23 protein-coding genes and 1 tRNA gene are annotated in these 24,305 nt (G+C 40.9%); 11 read left to right on the plus strand and 13 right to left on the minus strand.

What is annotated here, in order from left to right; translation table 11 throughout:
- Positions 1-188 precede the first annotated feature (188 nt).
- Complete coding sequence (locus EHS11_RS05125; RefSeq protein WP_135763339.1) at positions 189-1,310, minus strand: hypothetical protein; 1,122 nt, start codon at positions 1,308-1,310, stop codon at positions 189-191.
- Positions 1,311-1,484: 174 nt separating this feature from the next.
- Between EHS11_RS05125 and lexA the strand changes: the two genes are divergently transcribed.
- From lexA to glpK, 7 genes are all read left to right on the plus strand, one after another.
- The gene (gene lexA / locus EHS11_RS05130) at positions 1,485-2,093 is read left to right on the plus strand and encodes a transcriptional repressor LexA (RefSeq protein ID WP_109018766.1); all 609 of its coding nucleotides are present in this window, start codon (positions 1,485-1,487) and stop codon (positions 2,091-2,093) included.
- 37 nt (positions 2,094-2,130) lie between these two features.
- On the plus strand, positions 2,131-2,433 hold the full coding sequence (locus EHS11_RS05135; RefSeq protein ID WP_135763340.1) for an LA_1448 family UV-C exposure upregulated protein: 303 nt from the start codon (positions 2,131-2,133) through the stop codon (positions 2,431-2,433).
- Complete coding sequence (locus EHS11_RS05140) at positions 2,430-3,806, plus strand: S41 family peptidase (RefSeq protein ID WP_135763341.1); 1,377 nt, start codon at positions 2,430-2,432, stop codon at positions 3,804-3,806. Before EHS11_RS05135 ends, EHS11_RS05140 begins: the two co-directional genes overlap by 4 nt.
- A 4-nt stretch (positions 3,807-3,810) precedes the next feature.
- The gene (gene tsaD, locus EHS11_RS05145) at positions 3,811-4,857 is read left to right on the plus strand and encodes a tRNA (adenosine(37)-N6)-threonylcarbamoyltransferase complex transferase subunit TsaD (RefSeq protein ID WP_246047610.1); all 1,047 of its coding nucleotides are present in this window, start codon (positions 3,811-3,813) and stop codon (positions 4,855-4,857) included.
- Entirely contained in the window at positions 4,854-5,609 is a 756-nt protein-coding gene (gene pssA, locus EHS11_RS05150) for a CDP-diacylglycerol--serine O-phosphatidyltransferase (protein ID WP_135763342.1), read from the plus strand. Before tsaD ends, pssA begins: the two co-directional genes overlap by 4 nt.
- Positions 5,610-5,691: 82 nt before the next feature.
- A complete protein-coding gene (locus EHS11_RS05155; RefSeq protein ID WP_135763343.1) occupies positions 5,692-6,648 on the plus strand; it encodes an MBL fold metallo-hydrolase in 957 nt (318 codons plus the stop codon).
- A gap of 1 nt (position 6,649) precedes the next feature.
- Positions 6,650-8,143 (plus strand): glycerol kinase GlpK, encoded by a 1,494-nt coding sequence (glpK, locus tag EHS11_RS05160; protein ID WP_135763344.1) that lies wholly within the window; start codon positions 6,650-6,652, stop codon positions 8,141-8,143.
- 86 nt (positions 8,144-8,229) lie between these two features.
- On the opposite strand, the gene EHS11_RS05165 is transcribed toward glpK, so the two are convergent.
- The 8 genes from EHS11_RS05165 to EHS11_RS05200 form a co-directional block, all read right to left on the minus strand.
- Positions 8,230-9,591 (minus strand): SBBP repeat-containing protein, encoded by a 1,362-nt coding sequence (locus EHS11_RS05165; RefSeq protein WP_135763345.1) that lies wholly within the window; start codon positions 9,589-9,591, stop codon positions 8,230-8,232.
- Between the two features lie 1,068 nt (positions 9,592-10,659).
- Positions 10,660-12,027, minus strand: coding sequence for an SBBP repeat-containing protein (locus tag EHS11_RS05170; RefSeq protein ID WP_135763346.1), 1,368 nt, complete (start codon positions 12,025-12,027; stop codon positions 10,660-10,662).
- Between the two features lie 528 nt (positions 12,028-12,555).
- Positions 12,556-13,704: a flagellar motor switch protein FliG gene (locus EHS11_RS05175; RefSeq protein ID WP_135763347.1), complete on the minus strand. Its 1,149-nt coding sequence runs from the start codon at positions 13,702-13,704 to the stop codon at positions 12,556-12,558.
- Complete coding sequence (locus EHS11_RS05180) at positions 13,701-13,943, minus strand: hypothetical protein (RefSeq protein ID WP_135763348.1); 243 nt, start codon at positions 13,941-13,943, stop codon at positions 13,701-13,703. The genes EHS11_RS05175 and EHS11_RS05180 overlap by 4 nt, the downstream gene beginning before the upstream one ends.
- 13 nt (positions 13,944-13,956) lie before the next feature.
- On the minus strand, positions 13,957-15,123 hold the full coding sequence (locus tag EHS11_RS05185; RefSeq protein ID WP_135763349.1) for an iron-containing alcohol dehydrogenase: 1,167 nt from the start codon (positions 15,121-15,123) through the stop codon (positions 13,957-13,959).
- An 83-nt stretch (positions 15,124-15,206) separates the two neighbouring features.
- Positions 15,207-15,533: a flagellar biosynthesis anti-sigma factor FlgM gene (locus EHS11_RS05190; protein ID WP_135763350.1), complete on the minus strand. Its 327-nt coding sequence runs from the start codon at positions 15,531-15,533 to the stop codon at positions 15,207-15,209.
- A gap of 20 nt (positions 15,534-15,553) precedes the next feature.
- The gene (rsmI, locus tag EHS11_RS05195) at positions 15,554-16,276 is read right to left on the minus strand and encodes a 16S rRNA (cytidine(1402)-2'-O)-methyltransferase (protein WP_135763351.1); all 723 of its coding nucleotides are present in this window, start codon (positions 16,274-16,276) and stop codon (positions 15,554-15,556) included.
- Complete coding sequence (locus EHS11_RS05200; RefSeq protein ID WP_135763352.1) at positions 16,266-17,030, minus strand: LIC11073 family putative lipoprotein; 765 nt, start codon at positions 17,028-17,030, stop codon at positions 16,266-16,268. The genes rsmI and EHS11_RS05200 overlap by 11 nt, the downstream gene beginning before the upstream one ends.
- A 40-nt stretch (positions 17,031-17,070) precedes the next feature.
- Between EHS11_RS05200 and EHS11_RS05205 the strand changes: the two genes are divergently transcribed.
- Complete coding sequence (locus EHS11_RS05205) at positions 17,071-17,763, plus strand: LIC_20245 family lipoprotein (RefSeq protein WP_135763353.1); 693 nt, start codon at positions 17,071-17,073, stop codon at positions 17,761-17,763.
- A 3-nt stretch (positions 17,764-17,766) separates the two neighbouring features.
- On the opposite strand, the gene nadE is transcribed toward EHS11_RS05205, so the two are convergent.
- From nadE to EHS11_RS05220, 3 genes are read right to left on the minus strand one after another with little or no spacing between them, the layout of a single operon-like run.
- The gene (gene nadE, locus EHS11_RS05210; protein ID WP_135763354.1) at positions 17,767-19,719 is read right to left on the minus strand and encodes an NAD(+) synthase; all 1,953 of its coding nucleotides are present in this window, start codon (positions 19,717-19,719) and stop codon (positions 17,767-17,769) included.
- Entirely contained in the window at positions 19,706-20,998 is a 1,293-nt protein-coding gene (locus EHS11_RS05215; RefSeq protein ID WP_135763355.1) for a 3-deoxy-D-manno-octulosonic acid transferase, read from the minus strand. Before EHS11_RS05215 ends, nadE begins: the two co-directional genes overlap by 14 nt.
- Entirely contained in the window at positions 20,999-21,754 is a 756-nt protein-coding gene (locus EHS11_RS05220) for a flagellar filament outer layer protein FlaA (protein WP_135763356.1), read from the minus strand.
- A gap of 79 nt (positions 21,755-21,833) precedes the next feature.
- Between EHS11_RS05220 and EHS11_RS05225 the strand changes: the two genes are divergently transcribed.
- Genes EHS11_RS05225 through proC form a run of 3 tightly spaced genes read left to right on the plus strand, consistent with a single transcriptional unit; the run spans position 21,834 to position 24,078 of the window.
- Entirely contained in the window at positions 21,834-22,601 is a 768-nt protein-coding gene (locus EHS11_RS05225) for a hypothetical protein (protein ID WP_135763357.1), read from the plus strand.
- 3 nt (positions 22,602-22,604) lie between these two features.
- Positions 22,605-23,306, plus strand: coding sequence for a YggS family pyridoxal phosphate-dependent enzyme (locus EHS11_RS05230; protein ID WP_135763358.1), 702 nt, complete (start codon positions 22,605-22,607; stop codon positions 23,304-23,306).
- The gene (gene proC / locus EHS11_RS05235) at positions 23,284-24,078 is read left to right on the plus strand and encodes a pyrroline-5-carboxylate reductase (RefSeq protein WP_135763359.1); all 795 of its coding nucleotides are present in this window, start codon (positions 23,284-23,286) and stop codon (positions 24,076-24,078) included. Before EHS11_RS05230 ends, proC begins: the two co-directional genes overlap by 23 nt.
- A gap of 13 nt (positions 24,079-24,091) precedes the next feature.
- Here proC and EHS11_RS05240 read toward each other — a convergent pair.
- A tRNA-Met gene (locus EHS11_RS05240) sits at positions 24,092-24,164 on the minus strand.
- Positions 24,165-24,305: the final 141 nt, after the last annotated feature.

Here is a 24,305-nt window from a genome sequence, read left to right on the forward strand (position 1 = left end):
TCCCAAGTTATGATCCACATTAACACAAATCCAAAAACCAAATATCCAGAGCCAGACGATAAGGCGTAGTTAAACGTCAGTTTGATTTTAAAGAGCGAATATTTGAAATTGTAATCAGCTCCCTTTTGTAAACAAAGAGCTTTCGATTTTATAAATCAAAAGCTCTTTGTTATTTTTTCTCTAAAGAATCAAAAATGATAAGCCACTTCCAAACCTACCTGCGATCTTACGTCCTTGTTTTCCGGAAATGGCCCGAATCCTGGCTGGCTTCCGAGCAGAAAAGGTAACATATTGGCGCTACCGGAATTACTAAGGAGTGTAAGAAAGTTACCAGGTTCTTTTACTTTAGAATCGACCACTCTATGAGTTGTATGTGTAGTTTGATAGGTAAAGCGAATGCTTACCGATTCGGTTGCTTGGTAAGTATACCCGAAGCTGAGTCTGTTTCCGACTAACTCTGTTTTTACGTCTCCCGTGAGTTTTGTCGTGATAGGAAATCCGCTCTCACTTCCCGATGCGGAAGGAATAATAAAAAGGGACATTATTTCCGAAGTGTATTTTCCTCTGTTGGCAAAGCTTTTCAAATAATCCGCTCCCAAATCGATTTTATGTTTATCATTGATTGAAACCGTATAGGCAAGGCCCAATACTCCGTTCACAAAAGCTTCGTTATATGTTAATTTTTCGGTGGAAGTTATGGAAAAGAAATTTCCTCCCGCAGTCGAAGTGCCTGAAGAAGAGGAAAGTGTGGCCGAACTGTTTCCATAGGAATAAGGAGATGTGGATTTCACTTCATTTGCATAAATTTCAAATCCGGCCCTAGCTCCGAATCCTTTCAGGAATTGGTTTTGAGAATCATGAAGGAACTGAACGTTCTCTACCAATTCGATTCTGGCAGTTTGCAGTCGGTTGCTTGTATATTCGGAAACACCGGTAATCTCCGAAAGAATGGAAGTTGATCCGAAGCTAAGAGAAGACTTGCTGTAATCAATCGACTTTTGGTTTCCTGAAGACAAGCTGGCAAAGGAGAATCCGAGATTGGTTTGCAAAAGTCCGCTGTGTTTGAATAGGAAACCGAATTCTCCGCCTGTTCCCTTGAAGGTGCCGGTCTGAGGTATTCTATATGAAGTTGTGCCTCCTATATATCGATTCAGAAAGAGACTGTTTTCCATTTCGAGTGCGTTCTTTAAAGTGGCGGAATCTACGGTATTTTGAGATACCTTAACGTAGAATTTTTTATTGTTTTCTTGCGAGAGAAGTCCGCTTGCAAACGTTAGCCCTACAACTAACAGAGTAAATATTTTTTTCATTTGGTTACCTGGTTTTTTTATAATCTTCGGTGAAGGTGATAAACTAACAGAGTTTTGTCAATTTCATAAACTAATTTTTGTTATATAAAAAAGGGAAAAAATTTTAATTTCATACAATAAAAGTTCCCTTTTTTTTAGTTGACATAACGGATATTTCCTATTTGTCTGTTAAGTATGAAAGATCTTACGGAAAAACAAGAACAAGTACTTCAATACATTACAGATACTGTAAGGGAAAAGGGCTTTCCTCCTACCATCCGGGAGATCGGAGATCAGTTCGGAATCACTGCAAAGGGTGCTTACGATCATCTCAAAGCCGTTGAAAAAAAAGGATACATCCGCACTTCTAAAAACCAGAGTCGTGCCATCGAGTTATTGCGGGGGAATGCTGATGATACCCTTCTGGTTCGTGCCTCGGGGATTCCTCTTTTGGGTCAGGTTGCCGCAGGAAATCCCATTCTCGCGGAAGAAAACATAGAGGAATACATTGCCGTTCCGGATCATCTAGCTACCAAACCCGGCACCTTTGCTCTGAGGGTGAAAGGGGATTCCATGATTGAAGCCGGGATCAGTGACGGAGATATTGCCATCATTCAAAAAAAGGATTCCGCACGAAATGGAGAGATCGTGGTTGCCATGATCGAAAATGAAGCTACATTGAAAGTTTTCTATAAGGATGCGGATCATATTCGTTTGGAACCGCGCAACTCCCGTCTGAAAGCCATCCGTACAAAAAAAGCAACAATCATAGGCAAGTTGGTAGGTTTGTACCGAATTTACTGATTGACCCGATTCAGAGCGGTAAGGAAGGTTATGGGGTATGCACCTTCTTCCTTCAAAGCCGATTTTTCTCATCGGCTTGGCATTGTTTTCCTTCCTTAGCTATTGCGCTCCTAAAAAAGAAGCGGTCAGTCCTTATGATTTGAAAAGGGTTCTTGAGCGGGTCGCTCAAGCCAGAATTCAAACCGGTCTTACCGCAGACATTGACAAGCCCTCTCCTTCCGACCGGGAGTTATTTGAAGAGGCTTGTGACATCTACCGCCTTCCCATCGATAAAGCAAAACACGCTTTAAAGGAAAAAAACGAATCTCTTTACCTGTCCATTTACGGAAATGAATCATGACCCGAGGCAAAGAAAGAATCCTATGGGCAAGCATTACCTTTTTGCTTTTGGCAGCTTGGGTCTTTTCTCCTTTGGAAAAAGCAAAAGCCATTTCTTCCGAAGGAGAAACATATCTTCAAATTTTGCATGAAGTAATATCTTATATCGAAAACGACTTTGTTGATCCGATAGAAGAGAAAAAGATCTACACCGGAGCCATCCATGGCGCCTTGCAAAGCTTAGGTGATCCTCATTCCCGATTTTTGGATAAGGACGATTTTCAGGAATTGCAAAACGAAACCAAAGGAAGTTTCGGTGGAATCGGAGTCGAGGTGAGTTTTCAGGAAGGAGCTTTTGTCATTATTGCTCCTTTGGAGGGAACCCCTGCATGGAAGGCCGGACTTCTTCCTCATGACAGGATCACGGAGATCAACGGAAAGAGCACAAAAAATCTATCCCTCTCGGATTCCATAGCTATGATGCGGGGAGACGTAGGTTCTTCTCTCTCCATGAAAATAGAAAGAAAAGGTCTGAGAGACGCATTTACTGTCAGCTTAGTTCGTGAGTTGATTAAAATCCAATACATTCGTTCTGCGTTTCTACCTGAAACCAAAACAGGTTATATCAAACTCGCTCAGTTTATGGGCCGGGAAAATACGGAAAAAGAATTTACGAATAACATTCGTAAGCTTGTTGACTCGGGTGCAAAAAACATTATCATTGATTTGCGGATGAATCCGGGCGGACTACTTGATCTCGCTATTAGAATTGCGGATCTATTTTTGCCGGGCAACAAAGAAATCGTATCCGTTCGGGGAAGGGGAGGGGTTCTCATTCGTACCTTTCGATCTGAAAAATCCGAAACCAAATTCTTAGACGTACCCATTGCAGTCCTTGTGAACGGCGGTTCGGCAAGCGCTTCCGAGATTTTGGCCGGGGCTTTGCAGGATAACAAACGTGCCAAGATCGTTGGGACTCAGAGTTTCGGGAAAGGATCGGTTCAGTCTATTTTCCCACTCTCTCACGGAACAGGTGTCGCCGTCACCATTCAGAAATATTTTACTCCTTCCGGCAAGTCCATTCATGGAACAGGAATTACACCTGATCTTGTGGTTCAACCTATCACTGCTACTGATGAAGAAAAATTTGCTTTTGATAAGTTGCAAAAGAAAAATAAGCTTCGACCGTTTTTGAGTGAACATCCTGAGTTCAATGAAGATGTGGTTCGTGACTTTCAAAAATTGTTGGAATCGGAAAAATTACACATTGGAGATTCAGTCGTTCGACTCTATCTTTTTAGCGAACTTAAATCGACCTCTTCTTTTCAAAAACCGAATACGGAATTGGACTTACAGTTGAAAGAGGCTATTCAATTGGTTTCCAAAGAACAATAAGGTCTTGAATACGAATTCGAAAATCGGGATAGGAATAGAATCCAGTTGCGATGAAACTTCGATTGCCTTAGTTGAAGCTGGCAAAAAACTACTTTCTCTTAAAATCTACAGTCAGATAGAAAACCACGCACCTTACAGGGGTGTGGTGCCTGAATTGGCTTCCCGTTCCCATTTGGAAAAGATCAACCTTCTGCTTGAAGAGTGTTTGATCGAAGCGGATGTAGACTGGAAAGATATTGCATACATCGCGGTCACTACCCATCCGGGTCTTATGGGCTCTCTAATGATCGGTGCACAACTTGCCCGGTGTATTTCCCTGGTTCATTCCATCCCCATTGTTCCGGTCAACCATTTGGAAGCTCATCTTGCGGTTGTTAGCTTGGAAGAAGAGATTCCTTCTTTTCCTTGGCTCGGGGTTCTTCTCAGCGGAGGAAATTCTTCCATTTACCGTTATTCGGATTGGGGGAATTTGCAACTCATCGGGGATACTATGGACGATGCCCTGGGGGAAGCTTTCGATAAAGTCAGTGCTCTTTTGGACTTGCCTTATCCCGGAGGTCCTGTCGTTGAAAAAGAGGCTCGGAAATTTTTTGATAGAACGGATAAACCGAAAGGCTCCCTGTTTCCCAGATTATTAAAAGAAAGCACCTATGACAAAATTGAGTTTTCCTTCAGCGGTCTGAAAACTGCTGTTTTGTACCATGTGAGGGGGAAACCGAAAGAAGACTTGGATATTCCCAGAATCTGCCACGATTTTCAAAAAACCGCTTTTGAATTGGTAACTCGTAATATTTCAAAAGCGGTGAAAAATACCGGAATCGGAACTGTTGTTTGTGCCGGTGGGGTGCTAGCAAATTCGATTCTCCGGGAAGAATTAGAAATGGTTGCCAAAAGACAGGATTGGACTCTATTGTATCCTAGCAAAAAAATCTTATGTACGGACAACGGTGCCATGATCGCAAACCTTGGATTTTACCTTTGGCAGAAAGGTTTTACCGCGCCTCTAAATTTTAAAGTTAGCCCAAAGAGAAGTTTCTCTCAAACGATATGAAAAAAAAACTTACCTGGATACCAAACACTCTTACCCTCGGAAACCTTACACTCGGATTTGTATCCATGTTGGTTGCTTCCGAAATCGGACTTAGTACCACCCCTAGCCATGAATTATTCCAATTGGCAGGAGTATTCATCATCTTAGCTGCGTTATTCGACGGTTTTGACGGGATGGCGGCTAGAGCATTGGATTGTACATCGGAGCTTGGGGCCGACTTGGATAGTTTGGCCGACCTCACCACTTTCGGAATCGCTCCCGGATTTTTAACATACAAAATGTTTTTGGATGAATACAAGATCGATCTTTTCGGAAGGCCGGATATGTTTCCAGTGGGGATGTTGATTGCCGCATTATTTCCCATCTGTGCCGCATACAGACTCGCAAGATTCAATGTCGCACATGATCCCAAATCTTTCCACGGGCTTCCTTCTCCGGTGGCCGGAGTAGTGGTAGGAATTTTTCCTCTTGTATTTCGTGTGGAACAAGTTCCGAAACATATGGCAATTCTCTTCTTTATTTGCACTGCACTTCTAATGGTATCAACCATCCGTTATTCCAAACCACAGGTAGCAATGCGGGGAATCTTTACTTGGAAAAGAATGGCATTTGCTCTGGGCGGACTCGCACTACTGGTGTTAGCCGTCGGGATTTCGAAATGGCCTCATTTTCTATACGGAGCCGTCGGGTTCTATGTATTTTCAGGGATCGTTTCCTTTGTGATCCATACCATCCAAGAACTACGTGTTTAATTCGAATCTTATTATTGATTTAAAAAGATTCTCCATATTAAAACGTTTGATTTTTTGAAATAAGGAACGTAAAAAAAGAGCAATGAAAATCAAGTTTTGGGGAGTAAGGGGTTCAATTGGTTCACCGATTCGTCCTACGGGGGTAAAGCAGAAAATTGAAAAAATTTTATCTTTGGCAAGCCCTACCGATATCCAAAACGAACAAAGCATTCGCAAATTTTTGAATTCACTTAGTTTTTCCGCCTCATCAACGTACGGTGGCAACACTACATGTGTTGAAATCCGTGACAAAGACGATAACCTGATCATCATAGACGGTGGAACCGGACTTCGGGAGCTCGGAAATTCCATTATGCCGTCCGCATTCGGAAAAGGCGGAGGACATGCTCATTGGATTCTCACTCATACCCACTGGGATCATATCCAGGGGATTCCTTTTTTTGTTCCTCTTTTCCTTCCTGGAAATCATTTTGAATTTCATTCTTCCTTTGAAGATATCGAAGATCGGTTAAAGTATCAATTCGTATTCAGTCATTTTCCGGTTTCTTTCGATCACTATGCAGCAAACAAAACATTCCATTACGAAGAGGAAGGAAAGGAAGTTCAATTAGGTCCCCATATAACGGCATTCAGCAAGGCAGTCCGTCACCCGGGTGGGAGTTTTTCCTATCGGTTTACTGAAAACGGAAAGTCCATCATATTCGCATCCGATGCGGAGTTTAATCTGGATGAAATGGAAAATATAGACACCTATATAGATTATTTCAGAGATGCAGAGATACTTGTTTTCGATACTCAATACACATTTGAAGAGTCTTTGCAAAAGATCGATTGGGGTCATAGTTCCGCATCAATCGCAACGGACATTGCACTTCGTGCCAAAGTAAAAAAACTGATCATGTTTCACCACGACCCTTCTTATGATGATGACAAATTGGATTTGGTTTACTTGCGAGCATTGAAATACAAAGAGATGTTTGATCCTCATGGCAAACTGGAAATCATTATGGCTCATGAAAGTTTAGAATTGGAGATATGAAGTGGCAAAAAAAGAATATATCATAGGAATTGACGCAGGCACGACGGGAATTCGTACATTCTGTTTTAATGATAAAGGAAAAGTAATTGCTTCCGCTTACCAAGAGTTCAAACAACATTATCCTAAGCCGGGCTGGGTGGAACATGATCCGGAAGAAATCTGGGCTAAAACACAAAAACTCATCGGAGATGTGATCAAATCCGCCGATCTGAATCCGAAAGACGCGATTGCCATAGGAATTACCAACCAAAGAGAAACCTCGGTCGTCTGGGATCGTAAAACTGGAAAACCGATTTACAATGCGATCGTATGGCAATGCCGACGAACATCTGATATATGCAATAATCTGAAAAAACAAAGTCTTGAATCCAATTTCAGAAACAAAACCGGGTTAGTTCTTGATGCTTATTTTTCCGGAACCAAGATCCAATGGATTTTGGACAATGTTAAGGGAGCCCGTGCAAAAGCGGAAAGAGGGGACTTACAATTCGGAACGATCGACACTTGGTTACTTTACAAACTTACCAACCATAAAGAACATAAAACGGATCATACAAACGCATCCCGAACTTTATTATTCAATATCCAAACCAAGGAATGGGATGAAGAACTTTGTGAAATTTTAAGAGTTCCCAGTTCCATCCTACCGCAAACATTCAATTCCAAAAATCTTTTCGGTCACACTTCCGGTGTAAAATCCTTACCGGACGGTATTCCTATTTCTTCGTTAGTCGGCGACCAACAAGGAGCGCTCTTCGGTCAATTGTGTACGGAACCGGGAGAAGCAAAGAATACCTACGGAACAGGTTGCTTTTTTCTATTCAACGTGGGTGATGAATTCAGGATCTCCAACCAAGGTTTGATTACCACTTTGGCATTGGGCCCGGAAGGCAAAACTGTCTACTGTCTGGAAGGGTCGGTTTTCATCGGAGGGGCAGTCGTTCAGTTCTTACGGGACAATCTGGAATTTTTTGAATACTCCAAGGATTCTGAAAAACTTGTCAAAGCATTGAAAACAAAGGATGAAATCGTATTTGTCCCCGCGTTTGCAGGGCTTGGTGCGCCTCACTGGGACCAGGAAGCTAGAGGCGCCATCTTCGGGTTGTCCAGAGATACAACTCCCGCACAAATCACTCGCGCCGCTCTGAAAGCGATCGCACTTCAATCGTATGAACTTGCATCTGCCATGGAAAGAGAAACGGGCAAACCTCTTAAATTTTTAAGAGTGGATGGAGGAGCGACTGCCAACCAATGGCTGATGCAATTCCAGGCGGATATCTTGGGAACGCGCGTGATTCGTCCGCAAAACGTAGATACTACGGTCCTCGGTGCGGCCTACTTGGCCGGTCTGGAACGAGGGTTTTTCAAAAATGTTGCCGCTTTGAAAAAGCTGGAAACAAAAAACACACACTTCGAGCCTAAGATGAAAGAATCGGAAAGAAAAGAAGAAATCACCCGATGGAATGACGCAATCCATAGGGTAAAAACGAATTAACCATCTAACTTTCGTATCTTGTTGATGAAACAAAAGCCTCCGTGTGAGGCTTTTGTTTCAATCGATAGTTTTTCGGTTTTATATTTTTAACGGCTCTCATTTGCTCTTTTGAGTAAAAATGAATCTTGGATTCCGGTTAGTTTCTGCCCATCGATATCGCCGTTGGTAACTCCTGATATATAAATATTTTTTGTTTGTTTGTCTATGGCGATATCGCTGGCAACAGCGGCAGATCCGATCGATCCGAAAAGACGAGTCCATAACTTATTGCCATCCGGATCATATTTAACTACAAATCCAGATTGGGAACCAATTTGTGGTTGCCCATCCAGATCACCTTGTGTAAATCCAGTAACATAGATATTTCCTTTTGCCCCCACGTTGATTCGATAGGCTTGTGTTTCTTTGCCTTGCGTACCTAAAAGTTTAGTCCATAATTTACTACCGTTCGCATCATATTTGGTAACAAACAAATCTTTAGTTCCAGTTAGACTATTTCCGTCTAAATTTCCATCTGTAAATCCTGTTATATAGACATAGCCTTCAGGATTGGAAGAAATACCAAAGGCGCTTGTTGTCTTACCTGATGCACCTAATAGCCTAGTCCATATTTTGTTTCCGTTGGAATCGTATTTCGCTACAAATGAATCCAGGGTGCCTGTCAATGTTTGTCCGTCCAGATTGCCTCCTGTCTCTCCTGCAATGTAAAGATTTTCTTGGGAATCCATAGAGATGCTTTCGGATCTGGTCTGACTATTCGAAACACCTAAAAGTTTGGTCCATAATCTATTTCCGTTGGAATCATATTTCGTTATAAACAAATCGGCAATACCTGTCAATGTTTGTCCATCCAGATTGCCGTTTGTAACTCCTGTAATATAAATATTGTTTTTGGAGGTTATGATAATATCATTGGAAAAGGCCTGTCTACCTGATGCGCCTAAAAGCCTGGTCCATAACTTGTTTCCGTTAGAATCGTATTTGATTACGAATAAGTCCAGAACTCCCGTAAGCGTTTGCCCATCCAAACTACCTTCCGTTATTCCTGTTATATAAACGTTTCCTTGTGAATCCGAGGAAATAGCATAGCTACGTGTATTTTTACCAGTGACTCCTAAGAATTTAGTCCATAATTTATTTCCACCAACATCGTGTTTGGTTACGAAAATATTTTCGGTTTTGTTATCGGACGGTTGTCCTTCTAGGATACTGTTCGTATCACCTGTCGTATAAATATTTCCTTGTGGACCTACGGATACTCCCGTGCCCATAGTCTGCTTGGAAGAAGTTCCGAAAAGACGAGTCCATGGGTTGGGGTTGTCGTTGTTCATCATTAAGAATGCTAGTAAAGGTAATAGTTTCTTGTTTTTGTTATTTTTGGAAGAACATCCAAGACATAAAATGGAAATGGTAAAAGTTACTAAAAGCGTTTTTACGAAAAATTTCATTGGTTAATCTCCTGCGGAATCTCTTTATAAGCACTTAACGGATATGCTAACTGGTCCATACTTTGAGAAAACAGGAATGTGCATGTAATGAAAAGATCGCCACAACACAATTTTCTCAAAGCCCCTTCGAATTGATTGGTCTTCGGCTATTGGGAAAATTTATGCATTACCGATTTTTCGAGTTTCTGCCGTTCTCCGGATAATCAGCGGATCTCTTTTTACGGACACTTTGTTCCCATGTTGCCGATATGATACCGGATTTTCCGGTTCTTTTTTTTGTCCCGGAAAAAACTTTATACCAATCGATATCATTTCTATGGTTTTGTGGTTATGAGGTCAATGAAATAAATCAATTAATATAATTATTATATATTTATATTTGAATTTTATGATATATTTAATTTAATTGATGATTGTTTTTAAATGGTATTTTCATCGTTGGTATTTGTTTGTATTAACATTGAATTGTCTTATTGGAATGATCTCTGTATGGATACAAATGCCCTTTCGGTTTTAGAAAGAACTATATGTTTTATGTTTATCGATAAGAAGTAAAAAGTCCTGTAACGTGATTTTTTACAAAAAATATATTTTAAATTTTTTATTGGAAACAAATTGAAAATCCTACTCAGTCTTTTCCCTTCTTGACTGGACACGGCATCTAGACCAGAAATGTTTGCATGCAAATCTAAAGCTATAGTGGTTGAGCTGTGTACTGAGGATTATGGAACCTGGAGTTGATGGCGCGCTATAAACACCAAATCTATATTTGGTGCTACTTGTATTATTTATAGCATTATCGCTGTTATTTAGAATCTGGAAATCTGTAGGGCTTTACAGGGGTAAGTTCAAGCTCAAGCATTTGCCGAGTTTATTGGTAAGTGAAACAATAGCGCTAGCAAAGTCTGTTGTTTCTTTTTGCTATCTCTGGAGGAGTGTTTCAAGCATACATTGGAAACGGAAAGAAATAGACTTCCAATCAAAATCATTAATCGGCAAATGCAGAAGACCTCATTATGAGGTCTTCTTGAAAAAATATTTTTAAGATTTTTGATTCAAATCCGTTTTTTAACGGCTCTCATTTGCTATTTTGAGTAAAAATAAATCTTTGGTTCCGGTTAGTTTCTGCCCATCTATATCGCCGTTGGTATCTCCTGTTATATAAATATTTTTTGCTTGTCTGTCTATGGCGATATCTCTAGCCGCAGCAGCAGATCTAATTTCCGAAGAACTTCCTCCCAAAAGGCGAGTCCATAATTTAACACCGTTTGCATCATATTTGACTACGAAAGGATCTTGAGAACCCTTTCGTGGTTGCCCATCCAGATCACCTTGTGTAAATCCAGTAACATAGAGATATCCCTTTGACCCCACGTTGATTCGATAGGCTCGTGTTTCCTTGCCCGGTGCACCTAAAAGTTTGGTCCATAATTTACTGCCGTTCGCATCATATTTGGTAACAAACAAATCTTTAGTGCCGGTTAGACTATTTCCGTCTAAATTTCCATCTGTATATCCTGTTATATAGGCATCGCCTTCGGGATCGGAAAATATACCCAAAGCGATTGTTTCCTTACCTGATGTTCCTAAAAGCCTGGTCCATAATTTATTTCCGTTGGAATCGTATTTCACTGCAAACGAATCGATCCTCCCTGTTAATGTTTGGTTATCTAGATTACCATCTGTATGTCCTGCTATGTAGAGATTTTCCTGGGAATCCGTAGAAATGCTTTCGGAGAAAACAAATCTATTCGAAACACCTGAAAGTTTAGTCCATAACCTATTTCCGTTGGAATCGTATTTCGCTATAAACGAATCTATATTCCCTGTCAATGTTTGGTTGTCCAGATTGCCGTCTGTATCTCCTGTAATATAAACATTGTTTTGAGAAGTTATGATAATATCTCTGGAAAAGGCCTTTTTACCTGATGCGCCTAAAAGCCTGGTCCATAACTTATTTCCGTCGGAATCGTATTTGACTACGAATAAGTCCTGAACTCCGGTAAGTGTTTGCCCATCCAACTCACCTTCCGTTACTCCTGTTATATAAACATTTCCTTGTGAATCTGAGGAAATAGCATCACTATAAGTATTTTTGCCAGTGACTCCTAAAAATTTAGTCCATAATTTATTTCCGTTTGAATCGTGTTTAATTACGAAAAGATTTCCGGTTTTGTTATCGGATGGTTGTCCTTCTAGAATACTATCCGTATCACCTGTCGTATAAATATTTCCTTGTGGACCTACGGATACACCCCTGCCTGTAGTCTGCTTGGAAGGAGCTCCGAAAAGACGAGTCCATGGGCTGTCATTGTTCATCATTGATAATGCTAGAAAAGGCAATAGTTTACGGTCTTTGTTATCTTTGGAAGAACACCCAAGACATAAAAGAGAAATGGTAAAAGTTACTAAAAGCGTTTTTACGAAAAATTTCATTGATTAATCTCCTGTAGAATCTCTTTCTAAGCACTCAACGGATATGCTAACTTGTCTATACTTTGAGAAAATTTATGTGTTACCGATTTTTCGAGTTTCTGCTGATCTCCGGATAACCAGCGGATCTCTTTCTATGGACACTTTGTTCCCATGTTGCCGATTATAATGCAGGATTTTCCGGTTTTTTTTTGTCCCGGAAAAAACTTTATACCAATCGAAACTATTTCTATAATTTTATGTTTACGCGGTCAACGAAAATAATTTATATAGTTATAATATATTTATATTTTAATTTTAGAATATATTGAAATTATTTAAATATTGTTTGTTGGTGTAATATTCTATTCATGAATGGTGTTCGTTCATATTTTTTTCGAAACGTCCGATCCCATTTACCTTCGATATTTTTTATTGTAAGGGGATTTTTTGGGAACCTGGGACAAATACTCCTGAAAAAAATATGCTTATTTGTAATACTTAATGCTTATGATTTCGAAAGTAAAAATGCTGTTTTCGTATTTGATCTGTTTAATAGTCAAACCATTGTAATGTGAATTCAAATCCTCTCCTTTCTTTTGTAATTCCTCCTCCTACGATAGCGAGGCCAGTCGTAAAAAAAGGAATTTCGATAAGATGATAGGGAGGAAGTCTATGAAATTCGTAAGATTCGAAGTCTTTTCTGGACAAAAACCAATCGAACCGCAGGACATCGATCCATTCTTTGGTTTGAAAGAACAGTTTCGTTTTGCTGCATCCGTAAAATTCTATATAAGGATCGGATCTCCAAAACCTGAACTTATCCGCATTTTCAAAATTCGTTCGGACCGAATCCGGATTTTCCTCATCGGAAGAAACTTTGTATGTGAACATGTTTCCTTCTTCGAAGTATATATTTCTGGAAAATCTCCGATACACTTCCGTTTCCATTGTTTCAATCAGACCTTCTCCTTCTTTCGGCTCCAAGGCAGGTGAGTTTTGAATCATTTGGAATTTGTTTTTTGAAACTGATTTTTGCAAAACCTCTCGCACTGGTTTCGATAGTTTCGGTAATTCGAATTTGACGATCCTTTCATCAAAGGAAGAGATGAAGCTTTGTACAAACGGTCCGTGTATGAGAGGAATGATTTCTGCCGTAAACATACTGTTACTCAGAAATTTTGCGAATTCCGATTCATGAGTAAACAGATTGGATACGATTTTATATTCTTCTTCGGGAGTTCCGGAGTAAAGGATACGAACCAAACGAAACAGAAAGTTTTTACTTTTTTTATCGAAGTAAAGCATTTCTATTTTCTCATTTACTTCTTCTTCCGAAAAATTCGGATTCACTATATCGCGTAGAGAAAGATATTTATTTTGTCCGTATTTTGTTCGTTTGGTTTTTGTAAGGTGAATGCTTTCCTGATGAATCATTCCTCCGATTTGAATTTCACCTGTTTCGGGCTTTGGATGGTTGTAATCAAAAGTATCAATCGACACGGAAGGAAAACGAGTCCGATTCCAATGGAGAGAGTATAAAAATTTGGGAATTAAAATCGGTTCGCTATGAAGAGAGGGGAGTTCCGGTATTTTTGATTTTGGGAAGTTATAAAATGGTTCGGATAAGGATTGAATTCTTGCTACTGAGTTCGGTGTAGCAAAAAAGAAATGGTAGTTTTTTCCTTCTTTGTGGATCAAGAACTTGATTTTTTTAGTTTTTTCTGTATTTTGATTCTGAAATTTTCCCAATGATAATCGGCTTTCAATTCTTCGAACTCTTTCTCCACACCGAAACGTAAAAAATCAAAAATTTCAGTGTGATCCATCCCCACTATAATCGATAGATCCGTGATGACTCTTTCCAGTCTCCGTGCATCACGGTCACTCAGTGAAAAGGTCTTCATCAATTCTGTTTCGAATTCTGTTAATCGGATCAAAATCTTACCAAACTTAGAATGCTGCGACTAGTATCGTCTCTATCTCATTTTTTGGCAATTCTCTGGGAAGGCAATCCAGAAACGGGTAGGTCGCGGCAAGAGTTGCGATTCCCGGAAGGTCGATTTTTTTCACTTCATACTCTGATAATCTTTGGGGAATTCTGAGTTCCAGATAAATCTTTCTGATTCCTTCCACCGCTTTGATCGCAGCCTCAATGACCGAAATATTGGAAACGTCTTCGTCCAAAGCTCTCGCAATCATTACATATTTACCGGCGGAGGAGGTGAGGTTGTATTCCATCACATGGGGAAGTAAGATCGACATAGCTTGGAATATATCAAGATTGGTAACAGTTGTTACTGCAAGAGACAGTGCATAACATAACCCGAGAGAGCTCGTAGATTGGGCGATTCCCGCAAGCAAACTTGCTGCGTAGATTGAGTTTTTAGGACCCAGGTTGCGCGGTTCCCGGATGGCGGGTACAATGTTTTTGGAAATCAATTCGATGGCACGCAGTGCGGTAGAGGAGGTGATTTCGTTTGCGTATTTGGAAAGAATACTGTCTACTGCAGCAGATAGAATTGCGATTCCTGTTTTGGCGGTTTCCGTAGAGGACATACCCGCGCCGATTTTCGGATCGGATACGACTAGTTCGGGAAAAGCCCATTCGTGTGCGAAGTATTTTCTGTTTTTATCCTTATCATCCACAACAGAAAAGAAAGGAGAACATTCGTTTCCGAGAAGAGGTTTGGTAGGAACAACTATGACGGGAAGTCCTTTTCTTTTTAATTGTTTTTTGCCAACTAGCAGTTCTTCTGCGAACAGATTGTTTGTTGCCAAGAGCGCTGCCGCTTTACCTGCGTTAATTGATTCAAAGGAGCCATAAGCCACAACGCAATCCGCATTTGATATGCGAAGAAAATGTGCCGTAGAGTCCAAATCTTTAAAATGAACTTTATCTACTATATCATCGAAGATGATCACCCCTTCGGAGTGTTTTTCCAAACTGGTTTTGATGATGGATAATTCTTCAGCGTTCTCCAGTTCCTTTTGGGTGGCGATGAGAACAACCCTGGTACCAATGTTTTTAACAAAGGAACCTAGTTTATAACCGCAGTCGATTTCGAAGTGAATTTTTGTGGGAAATTGGAAGTTGATCCATTCCGGGAGGACTGGCATATGTCCTCCTACGTATAACTAAATGAAGGTGGTAGAATCCGCAAAGAGGACAAATTGAAAGGACCCCTCACCACCTGTCCTTTTTACAATTGTCCTAAAAATGTAGAAGCAATTTGGTCGGAAATTTTATCCAACATGTTGTTGGAAAGATTATCATAATCTCCGTTTTTTAAACGATCTTTAACTGCTTTTATTTTTTCCGTACGGTCTTCTTCGGGAGGAGCACTTACTATCTGTTTTGCGATTTGTTTTACTTCAGATTGTAATTTTGCCTCCGTTGCAAGTTTTTTAGCAGCATCGGAGATCGAAATTGTGTCTACTGGACCGTTAGATTCTGTTTTGGAAGTAGAAGCAGTCTTTTTCGGTTCATAACCGTAACCACCAACTCTCCCTATTTTATCTACGTTCATGCTATTTGTCCTCTTTCGATTCAAGTATCGGAGATTATAGAAAATCCCTTAAGCTTTTTTTTTCGTGAATTCAGGAGAAATACGAATTCACCCTTTGCCACAGGAGGATTTTCCAAAAGTTCCTTTGGATTGGCATAATAACGTATTTCCTCGAATGTCTTTGTCAATTCTCTTCCTACTAGGATTTCATTTTCGGGAAAAAGTTCCAAAAGCATAGGGTAGAGGCGGGGTAATTTATGAACCGATTCGTAAAATACAACCAGTCCTTCTATTTTTCCCGCTTCTTCCAGTTCCTTTCGTTTTTTGCCGGGCTTTTCTGATAAAAATCCCAAAAACAAGGTGGGGTTTACCTGAAATCCGGAAACGGAAAGTAGCGCAGTGAGTGCGGAAGCACCCGGAACCGGAACAACGGAAAAACCTTTCTCCCTTGCGATTCGGACCAAATGGGAACCGGGGTCGGATACTCCCGGTGTTCCTGCATCCGATACAAGTGCATAGGATTTGCCTTCTTTCAGGCCTTGCATCAAGGGGGCGTAAGGTGTTTCAGAAGAATCTTTATAAACAGGGTAAACTTTTGCGTTCACTCCCAACTTGGAAAATAATTTCCTGGTTTCGGAAAGAGATTCGCAATATACTGCTTCCACCGAATTCCAAACTTCAATTGCACGTGCGGTAACATCTCCCAGGTTTCCAATGGGGGTCGCCACTACATACAGAGCACCTTTTTCCATATTACGGGCCAATGAACTGACAACCTGGGGGTTTGGAACCTGACGGACAGGGACAACCCAATGTTTCTTTTCCTGACACCAAACAAGGATTGCAGGCACTCCCCAAAGGGCAGGCACTCGGGGTTCCGCAACCGGAAACAGCACAAGCAGCGTTTGTATTGCAGCCTGTATTGGCCGGACAAAGAGAAAGAGGGGGAACTCCTAGTGCTTGAGCTGCCATTTCATAGCCACCGGAACAATTGGAAACACTGGCAGAAGGGTTGGAAATCAAACCATTGGCAAGGAAGGAACGAAGTGTAAAATTATAAATCTGGCATTTTTGAAACGGATACACTCCGGGCGGAGGAATCTGATAACGGATTCTTTTGGTAATTATGTTTTTGGAATCCGTAGAGTTTTGAAACGGTAAATGGGGAAAACTGGGTTGTACCCCATCTTCCAACCATTCCCCTGAAATCGTTTGAATGATCGCAGGTGTGGCAGTGGTGATATAGAGATTGTAACCTTGGAATTGAGGCTCTCTGTTGGTTATATAATAACGAACTAAAAATTCCGGACGGGGGTTTGCATTAAAATTCAAGGCATCCAATTCGAAATTGTCGGTAATATTACTATTTACGGCGACTATTGCCAGGATTTGGGGAACGCTCGGTGGCACTAAGAAAATAAAAGGGGCAACTGGGGTATCCGTATTAGTTCCACAGCTAAAAAAGGAAAGAAAGGAAAAGCTGACTAGATATATTGGGTATGAGAGGGTGCGTCGCATGTAAAAAACGTTCCCTCCCACGATTTTAGGAATTCAATCTATGGGAATCCAAAAAAAAATACTCTATTCAGCTTTCGTAGCTCTCATTCTGTTCTTTGTCGCATTGCTTTTTACCTTTCGGGATGATGAAGCGGAAAAAGAGAAAAAAGACAAAAAATCCAAAGCACTTTCTTATTTGTTAGGAGGTGGTTCCAAAGGAAAAACAAACAATCCGCTAGGAGTCAGAGGAGAGGATGCGGAATCCATCTTCGACTCGGACTATTACAAAGCCGGCGGGATGAAATACGAAGAAGACTCTAAAATTGCAAATAATTCAGGTGATGGAGAGATCCCGATCAATCCTCAAACCGGCAAGCCGTATCCTCCCGAGGCAATGGAGACATTTGATGAACTCCGCGAACTTTTTCCTGATAACGATTTGATTCCGAAACGTCTGACTCCCGAACTCAAAGCGCAAGCAGAACAACACGGACAAAAACTGGCACAGGCCACAACATCCGTGTTCGGTGGAACTCCTTCCGCTTCCGACGTTCAGTTTTATTATTCGCATGTTAAAAAACAAGGGAACGACCGGATGGAGATCATCAATTATCTGATTGAGAGCCAAGGTGGAGAAGATCCCGAAATGGACAAAAAATTTCAGGAAATACTAACCAATATTAAATTCCAAAACGAACAAGTGGATAAGGAAATGGAATCAGCCTATAATAAAGCGGGTGTATCTCTTCCTTAAAGTTTAGAATTCACCGGATAGGATCGGATAACGAAGGCTTGTTTTCGGATCCAGTCCGTATTCATCCAAATGAAAAGAGGGAGGAAGCCTTTCTCTTTTCCACTGGGAAACTTTAAATAGTCGAACGAATCTTTCTATTTGGTTTGAAACTGTATCCTTGGAAAGAGAGTTGTCCTTTTCCAGGATTCTTTCCAGGCATTCCGCTTCGTCTAGCCCCACATAAACCAGAAGCCTTTCTATCTCTTGCAAAATCGGATAGGGCATCAAGTCCTTTTCATCTTCCTGCTCCGTAACAAGCGGTCTGAGCTCTGCAGTGGGTTTTGTTTGTCTTAAAATTCCTATGGATTCTTTAGGACTTATGTATGCATTATTTCCTTCTTGGATATCGTCCAAAAAGCAAAGCAGAAATTCCTTGCTCACTCCTGCAATCGGGCAAAGAGACCCGGAAGAATCTCCGTCCATGGTCGTATAACCGACGCTACCTTCGCTACGATTGCTTGTGGACAATAACAAATGTCCGTTCGTGTTGGCAAGTAACCAGATGAGAGGAGATCTGACTCTGGCTTGAATATTTTGAAGTGCGAGATCATCCGTTTCCCAATTCAATTTTTTGCCGATCTGGGATTCGATCAATTCGACTGCATTGGAAACGGAGGAATCAATCGAGATTTGATAGTGTTTGTTTCCTATTTCCCGGGAAAGAAGGGATGCGATCTTTTCCGTCAATGTGGAATTGTTTTCGGTCTTTTGGTAAAGTGTAACCAATAGATTTTCCTCATGGATCCCCAATTCCGAAAAAATGGAATTTCCCGATTCCTCTTTGGCAAGTTCCTTCATCGAATTTACGAGCAATGCGCATATCGCACTGTCCGCACCACCTGATAGAGATAAGGTGAATCCTTTTGTTTTGGACTTCCGCAGATAATCATAAAGTCCGAGCGAAACTGCACGGGTAAAATCATCGTAAACGGTAACAGGTGCCTTGTAATCGGATTCTTTTCGTTTTTCTTTTTCCCTCATATCCAATATAAAATTCGAAGTGCTGGAATCTTTGTTCAGCGAGGTCAAACGGAAGATTGGAATTTTTTTGTGATTTCCGTTCGGGTGAGAATTTCTGAATTCCTTGGCGCGAAGGGAACGAAGTTCGGAAAGAGAAGATCCGTAAGTTGTGATTTGATAAGTGGAAAAAAAGAGCCTCGGTCCTTCTTTGGAAACGTTTCCGTTTTCACAAAACAAACTGCCTCCTTCGTATATGGCTCTGCCGGATTCGTTTCCGCAAAGATTGGTAAAAACAGTCAGGTTTCTTTGGATTCTGCTTGTTTCCTGAAAGATTCTTTTTCGGATTTCTCTTTTTCCCATAGCAAAATGGGAAGCACCCGGAGAAAACAAAACATCGATTCCGTTTTCGGCATAATATTGAGAAGGACGGTTCAGATTCCAGGAGTCTTCGCAGATTTCGACTGCGGAGAGAATTCCGTTTTTTTCCAGGATAAAATGTCCGAAAGGAATCGATTTCTGATTCGCAAAACTATGATTTGGTGGAATAAAACTTTCGCTGATAAAACCGGAAGGAGAATGAAACCATCTTTTTTCATAATGGATTCCCGTGTTGGCAAGATTCATTTTAGGAACCAAACAAATTACTTCACCGGCATGAAGGACTGCGATGCAATTGTACAAATAAGAAGAATGAAAAACCGGTAAGCCGACCAAAATCGTTTTGTCTTTGGAATAGGGAAGGATTTCGAGAAGGGACGTCCAGGATCTTTTCCAAACCGATTCTTTGTAAAAAGCGTCTTCACATCCGTACCCGGAGATGGCAAGTTCCGGAAATAATACATAATCGGAATCGATTATCTCTTCGGACTCGAGACTGGACTTGATTGATTTTAGATTTCCTGAAAAATCGAGAGGAGTTGTATTGAGAGATACAGCTGCAATTTTAATTAGGGTCATTCGAAAAAACTCTACTGTAGATTTTTCCGGACGCCCCTTTGTTTTCCAGCACAAAGTTTCTGTTTTTTGCGCCCAATTCTTCCGCCAGATTCGGGTTTAAAATTAATTTTTTAAAAGCACTGATGTATTCTTCCTTATGATTGCAAGCGATGAGACCACCTAGCTTTTGCATAACGATTGCTTCGGGAGCATTTGAAATTTTCAGGCCCGTGACAAGAGAGAGTGCAAATGCGGCAGGTTCGATCGTATTATGCACTCTGTGGTGAAATGCTCCTCCCACATAAGCAAACTTGGCAAATTGATAAGCAAATGCCAAAATACCCAATTCGTCCACAAGCACGATCTTCGGATACTCCGAGCTTCGGTCCATGAGTTCGGAAAAAGTTTTTACAGTTGTAATCGATTCCAATTTCGATCGAAACGATTGCATTCGGTTCTCTTCCCATTTATGAGGAAAGATCCAGAATGTAGGAAGAGGGTGATTCTGTTCCGACCAATGGAAAAGAAAATCCGAAAAATAGGATTCACAGACGGGATAAGTAGAGCCTAGTAAAATCGGTTTTTGGTCCGCGATTTCCGTTTTGTATTTTTTCAGAAAGGTTTGGAATCTTTCCGGAGGGGTCCCGGATTCGATTCGGTGCAAGACCGATTCAAAACGGGTATCACCCAGTGTTTCTATCTTATGGTCGGGTGCTAATGTTTTGAACTCTTCTGCAATAATGGGATGGGAAGGATAAATTCCTTCCAGGTATTGGAAACTAGCTTTTGTTAAAGAATGAACGAATCCTTTTTTTCTCCCCGAACCGGAAGACAAAGAAGCGCATGCCAAATAGGACTTACAATTGTATTTATTGGCCGTCTTTAACAAATTAGGCCAAGTGTCCCAAGCCAGGATGATTAGTTTTTCGGGCCTAAATTTTTTGAATAGGGAATCATAGGCAAAAGGAAAATCCAAAGGCAAAATAAAACTGCGATCGAAGTTAGGATCTATTGTTTGTTTGTCGGTAACGCTATCGGAATAAACCGATTGGATGATAAAGAGACTCGGATTTTGTCTTTTGATTTCTCCCGCAAGTGCGCGTGCTTGATCGAGCTCTCCCACACTTGCAGCATGCAACCAAACGGTTTTCCTTTGAGGATCCTTATCCGAATTTAAAAGTTCAGTTAAACTTTTCTTTCTTTTGGCTAATAACATTCTTCCTTTCGGAAAAAGAAAAACGACGATCAGAAATGGGAGGTAAAGCAGAATGAGAATCAGATTATAAAGAAAATACGCCATTTAACGTTTGTTTCCCCAAGTATCTTGCACCTCAGATCCGGGGTAAACAAAAGTGGACTTATCCATTAAAAAACACAATTGATCGAAATACAAATGAAAGGCGCCTTGTTTTTGAGTGGGCTGAGACGTGAGTCGAAACGCTTTTACAGACACAGGCAAAGAAAAAGATTGGATGAGCCTTGCATTTTCTTTCGGAAGATTGATGGGAACCTCCAATCTTCTCCAACCGAAAAAATTCAAAATGCCCAAGGGCAAATAAATCTCTTTTGATTTTTTCTGAGTCACTACCAAATCCAAAGCCATATGATGGCCTTCGGAATACACCCAAATGATCGCCTGGATGGGAAGTCCCAGAGGAAGTAACAACTGTTCTTCGGGACGAATCGTCCAATGATCCCTTTTCGGATTTTCCACATAACTATGAATCAAGAAAGAATTTTGGGTTTGGACGTTCGGATAACCATTGTTTTTCAAAATTTCCTTTTCCTGGGGGAAAGCGGAGGAGTCGGGAAGATTTGCAGAAAACTCAGTGTGATTTAAAAAAGAATCGGATCTGTAAATACTCCAAGGTCTTTCTCCTTCGAAGTCTTCCGCAAGAAATAAGACATAGTTTTTTTCATTTTCGAGTGCTTTTTGCAGTCGTAAAACTCTACCTTCTTCATCTCTGTCCCAAGGTCTGGGTGCGCCACTCAAGTCCAGGCAAAAAAAGAGAAGAAGTAGAAAAAATATATTAACTTTTTTTATAAATAAAAACATTTCTAACTTTTCTAATCGGCAAAAAAGTGTAATCCTTTCTATAGTAACGGTAAAAAATAAGAAGGGTAAAGTCTTTTCTATGGCTAGACAGGATAATCTAAAAATCTTTACAACGGCGATCCTTGTTGTACTACTCCTTTCTTCTTTTATTTTCGGATTCATTTATCGTAATGAAATCTACCAGAAGATACAGATGATCGGTAAGGCCAATTCTTTGGAAAAAGAAGACCGCATCATTGAAAAACCTTGGGCTTCTCCCGTTTCTTCCGAAAAGGAAACTGCAAATGTAGATGATTCTTCCAACAAAGAAGACAAGTCCACAAAGACAAAGTTGCCCAATCTTCCCAGTCTTGAGGAGATGGATCCTACTTGGGAAAAACCAGGTTCCAAATCGGTTTCCGTAACAGGCAGCCAGGCTGAAAAAAAACAAACTCCCAAATCATCCGAAAAGGCCACGATAGACAAAGAAAAGGAAATGATAGGAGACAAATTTGCGGAAGAACCGCGTGATCTTCTCAAAGAAACCAAACCTCAGATCAGTTCTACTTCCAAAGAAAATAAAAACAAACAAACCGCTGTTTATCGACCTACCGCAAAGAAAAAACAATCTGTCCCCAGATATACATACACTGCAAAAAAAGTTTCCGACTCCAAACTCCAAGCGAAAAAGTCTTGGGCAAAACCGAACCGAATCAGTTCCGAAACCAAATCAAGACAATCTGTGAGTTTGGAAGCCAGATTCCGGGATATGGAATCCAAGTTTGTTTTGCAAAATCAAAAGAACGATATGCGTTTTACAGAGATTGAAAAAAGAATCGAAAAATTAGAAAAATCTCTCGGACCTTAATTCTTGTCTTCCTACGGAGAATCTTACAAAAATCTCATTTCCTCTCTTCAATCCCAATACCCGAAGAACCGATTTCAAATCCTTGCTGTTTCCAAAACAAAACCTTACGAGGTGATAAGAGAAGCGTATCTGGGGGGAATCCGTGTATTCGGAGAAAATTACATTCCGGAAGCCGTTGAAAAATTCACAAAGCTCAGAGAAGAGTTTCCCGAGGCAAACGAAGAGGTTCAATTGCACCATATAGGGCCTGTGCAATCCGGTACTTTACGCAAGTTATTTGGTCATTTTCAATTCACTCACGGGGTGGGATCTTTTTCCACTTTAAACGAATTATTGAAACGTGCTTTGAAAGAGAAAAAAACAATCCGATACTTTATACAATGCAATCTTACAAAGGAGTCTTCCAAAAACGGAATGGATACGGAAGAATTGATCTTGCGCAAGAAAGAGATGGTGAACCTTCAAAATGAATATTGCATTTGGGAAGGAATGATGGGGATGGGACCGTCAGACGGTGAATCGGAAGGAACGGGACTTGCCTTTCAAAAATTGAATGATTTGAGAAATGAATACTTCCCTGATAAAAAATTATCTATGGGGATGAGTGGGGATTACGATCTTGCACTGCAATACGGATCCGATTATTTGCGGATCGGTTCAAAAATATTTGGAGATAGGGTTTATGGAACAGACAAACAGGCATAATGTGGGAGTAGTGGGACTGGGCAAAATGGGCGGAGCGATCGCCCTGGGAATCCATGCCTCCGGGAAAGGATTCGTTTACGGTTATGATCCGTTTACAAAAACACAGATCCCGGGCATAGAATACAAGTCCGGGATTCCTTCTCTCGAAGAGATGGCTGACATCATCATACTCGCAGTCAAACCGAACGACATTGCATTGGTGGTAGGCGAATTCAAAAAACCAAAAACATTTTTGTCGATTGCTGCCGGGATTTCCGTTGCCACCATTCAAAGTGGCGCACCTAAAGGCTCGAAGGTGTCCAGGCTTATGCCCAATTTGCCTTTGGTGGTAGGACGTGGGGCGGTAGGATTTTTCGGAGAACCTAGTCTTGATTCTTTGGTTGTGGATCTCTTTTCTTCCCTTGGAACGGTCGTTAGGTTGGATAAGGAGTCATTACTGGATGCAGTGACAGGTCTTTCCGGATCGGGGCCGGCGTATGTAATGACTTTTCTCCATGCGCTTGCCGAAGGAGGATTGAAAGCCGGGCTATCGTATTCACAAAGTCTGGATTTGGCTTTGGAGACGATTGCGGGGAGTGTGGAATACTTTCGTAAGCTAAAAGAGTCAGATGCAAATCTTCATCCTATGGAAGTGCGCAATTGGGTCACTTCTCCCGGGGGAACCACGATTTACGGTTTGGATGCTTTGGAGAGAAAAGGGTTTACTACTTCTGTCCGTGATGCGGTCACGGAGGCTGCAAAGAGGAGTAAGGAGTTGGGAGGAAAGGAATAAAGGATGATAACGGTTGCGCGGACAGGATTCGAACCTGTGGCCTTTGGGTTATGAGCCCAACGAGCTACCAGCTGCTCCACCGCGCGGTGTAAATACCACATTCTATGATGCAGGTTTCCTGTCAAGATCGTTTATACTTTGTTCTAAGAAGTTTACACAATTTGTACAATTTTTAAACCAATCCCTAAAATCGTACTTTACATTGACCCTATTTTCATTGTTTTTAA

Origin of the sequence: Leptospira ilyithenensis (assembly GCF_004771005.1) — a bacterium.
GTDB classification, from domain to species: domain Bacteria; phylum Spirochaetota; class Leptospiria; order Leptospirales; family Leptospiraceae; genus Leptospira_A; species Leptospira_A ilyithenensis.

What these genes read in the sequence shown, in the direction of transcription:
- EHS11_RS05125 (WP_135763339.1), bottom strand. Translation starts at nt 1,310, where the DNA reads ATGAAAAAAATATTTACTCTGTTAGTTGTAGGGCTAACGTTTGCAAGC.
- lexA (WP_109018766.1), top strand. Translation starts at nt 1,485, where the DNA reads ATGAAAGATCTTACGGAAAAACAAGAACAAGTACTTCAATACATTACA.
- EHS11_RS05135 (WP_135763340.1), top strand. Translation starts at nt 2,131, where the DNA reads ATGCACCTTCTTCCTTCAAAGCCGATTTTTCTCATCGGCTTGGCATTG.
- EHS11_RS05140 (WP_135763341.1), top strand. Translation starts at nt 2,430, where the DNA reads ATGACCCGAGGCAAAGAAAGAATCCTATGGGCAAGCATTACCTTTTTG.
- pssA (WP_135763342.1), top strand. Translation starts at nt 4,854, where the DNA reads ATGAAAAAAAAACTTACCTGGATACCAAACACTCTTACCCTCGGAAAC.
- EHS11_RS05155 (WP_135763343.1), top strand. Translation starts at nt 5,692, where the DNA reads ATGAAAATCAAGTTTTGGGGAGTAAGGGGTTCAATTGGTTCACCGATT.
- EHS11_RS05165 (WP_135763345.1), bottom strand. Translation starts at nt 9,591, where the DNA reads ATGAAATTTTTCGTAAAAACGCTTTTAGTAACTTTTACCATTTCCATT.
- EHS11_RS05170 (WP_135763346.1), bottom strand. Translation starts at nt 12,027, where the DNA reads ATGAAATTTTTCGTAAAAACGCTTTTAGTAACTTTTACCATTTCTCTT.
- EHS11_RS05185 (WP_135763349.1), bottom strand. Translation starts at nt 15,123, where the DNA reads ATGCCAGTCCTCCCGGAATGGATCAACTTCCAATTTCCCACAAAAATT.
- EHS11_RS05190 (WP_135763350.1), bottom strand. Translation starts at nt 15,533, where the DNA reads ATGAACGTAGATAAAATAGGGAGAGTTGGTGGTTACGGTTATGAACCG.
- EHS11_RS05200 (WP_135763352.1), bottom strand. Translation starts at nt 17,030, where the DNA reads ATGCGACGCACCCTCTCATACCCAATATATCTAGTCAGCTTTTCCTTT.
- EHS11_RS05205 (WP_135763353.1), top strand. Translation starts at nt 17,071, where the DNA reads ATGGGAATCCAAAAAAAAATACTCTATTCAGCTTTCGTAGCTCTCATT.
- nadE (WP_135763354.1), bottom strand. Translation starts at nt 19,719, where the DNA reads ATGACCCTAATTAAAATTGCAGCTGTATCTCTCAATACAACTCCTCTC.
- EHS11_RS05215 (WP_135763355.1), bottom strand. Translation starts at nt 20,998, where the DNA reads ATGGCGTATTTTCTTTATAATCTGATTCTCATTCTGCTTTACCTCCCA.
- EHS11_RS05220 (WP_135763356.1), bottom strand. Translation starts at nt 21,754, where the DNA reads ATGTTTTTATTTATAAAAAAAGTTAATATATTTTTTCTACTTCTTCTC.
- EHS11_RS05225 (WP_135763357.1), top strand. Translation starts at nt 21,834, where the DNA reads ATGGCTAGACAGGATAATCTAAAAATCTTTACAACGGCGATCCTTGTT.
- proC (WP_135763359.1), top strand. Translation starts at nt 23,284, where the DNA reads ATGGAACAGACAAACAGGCATAATGTGGGAGTAGTGGGACTGGGCAAA.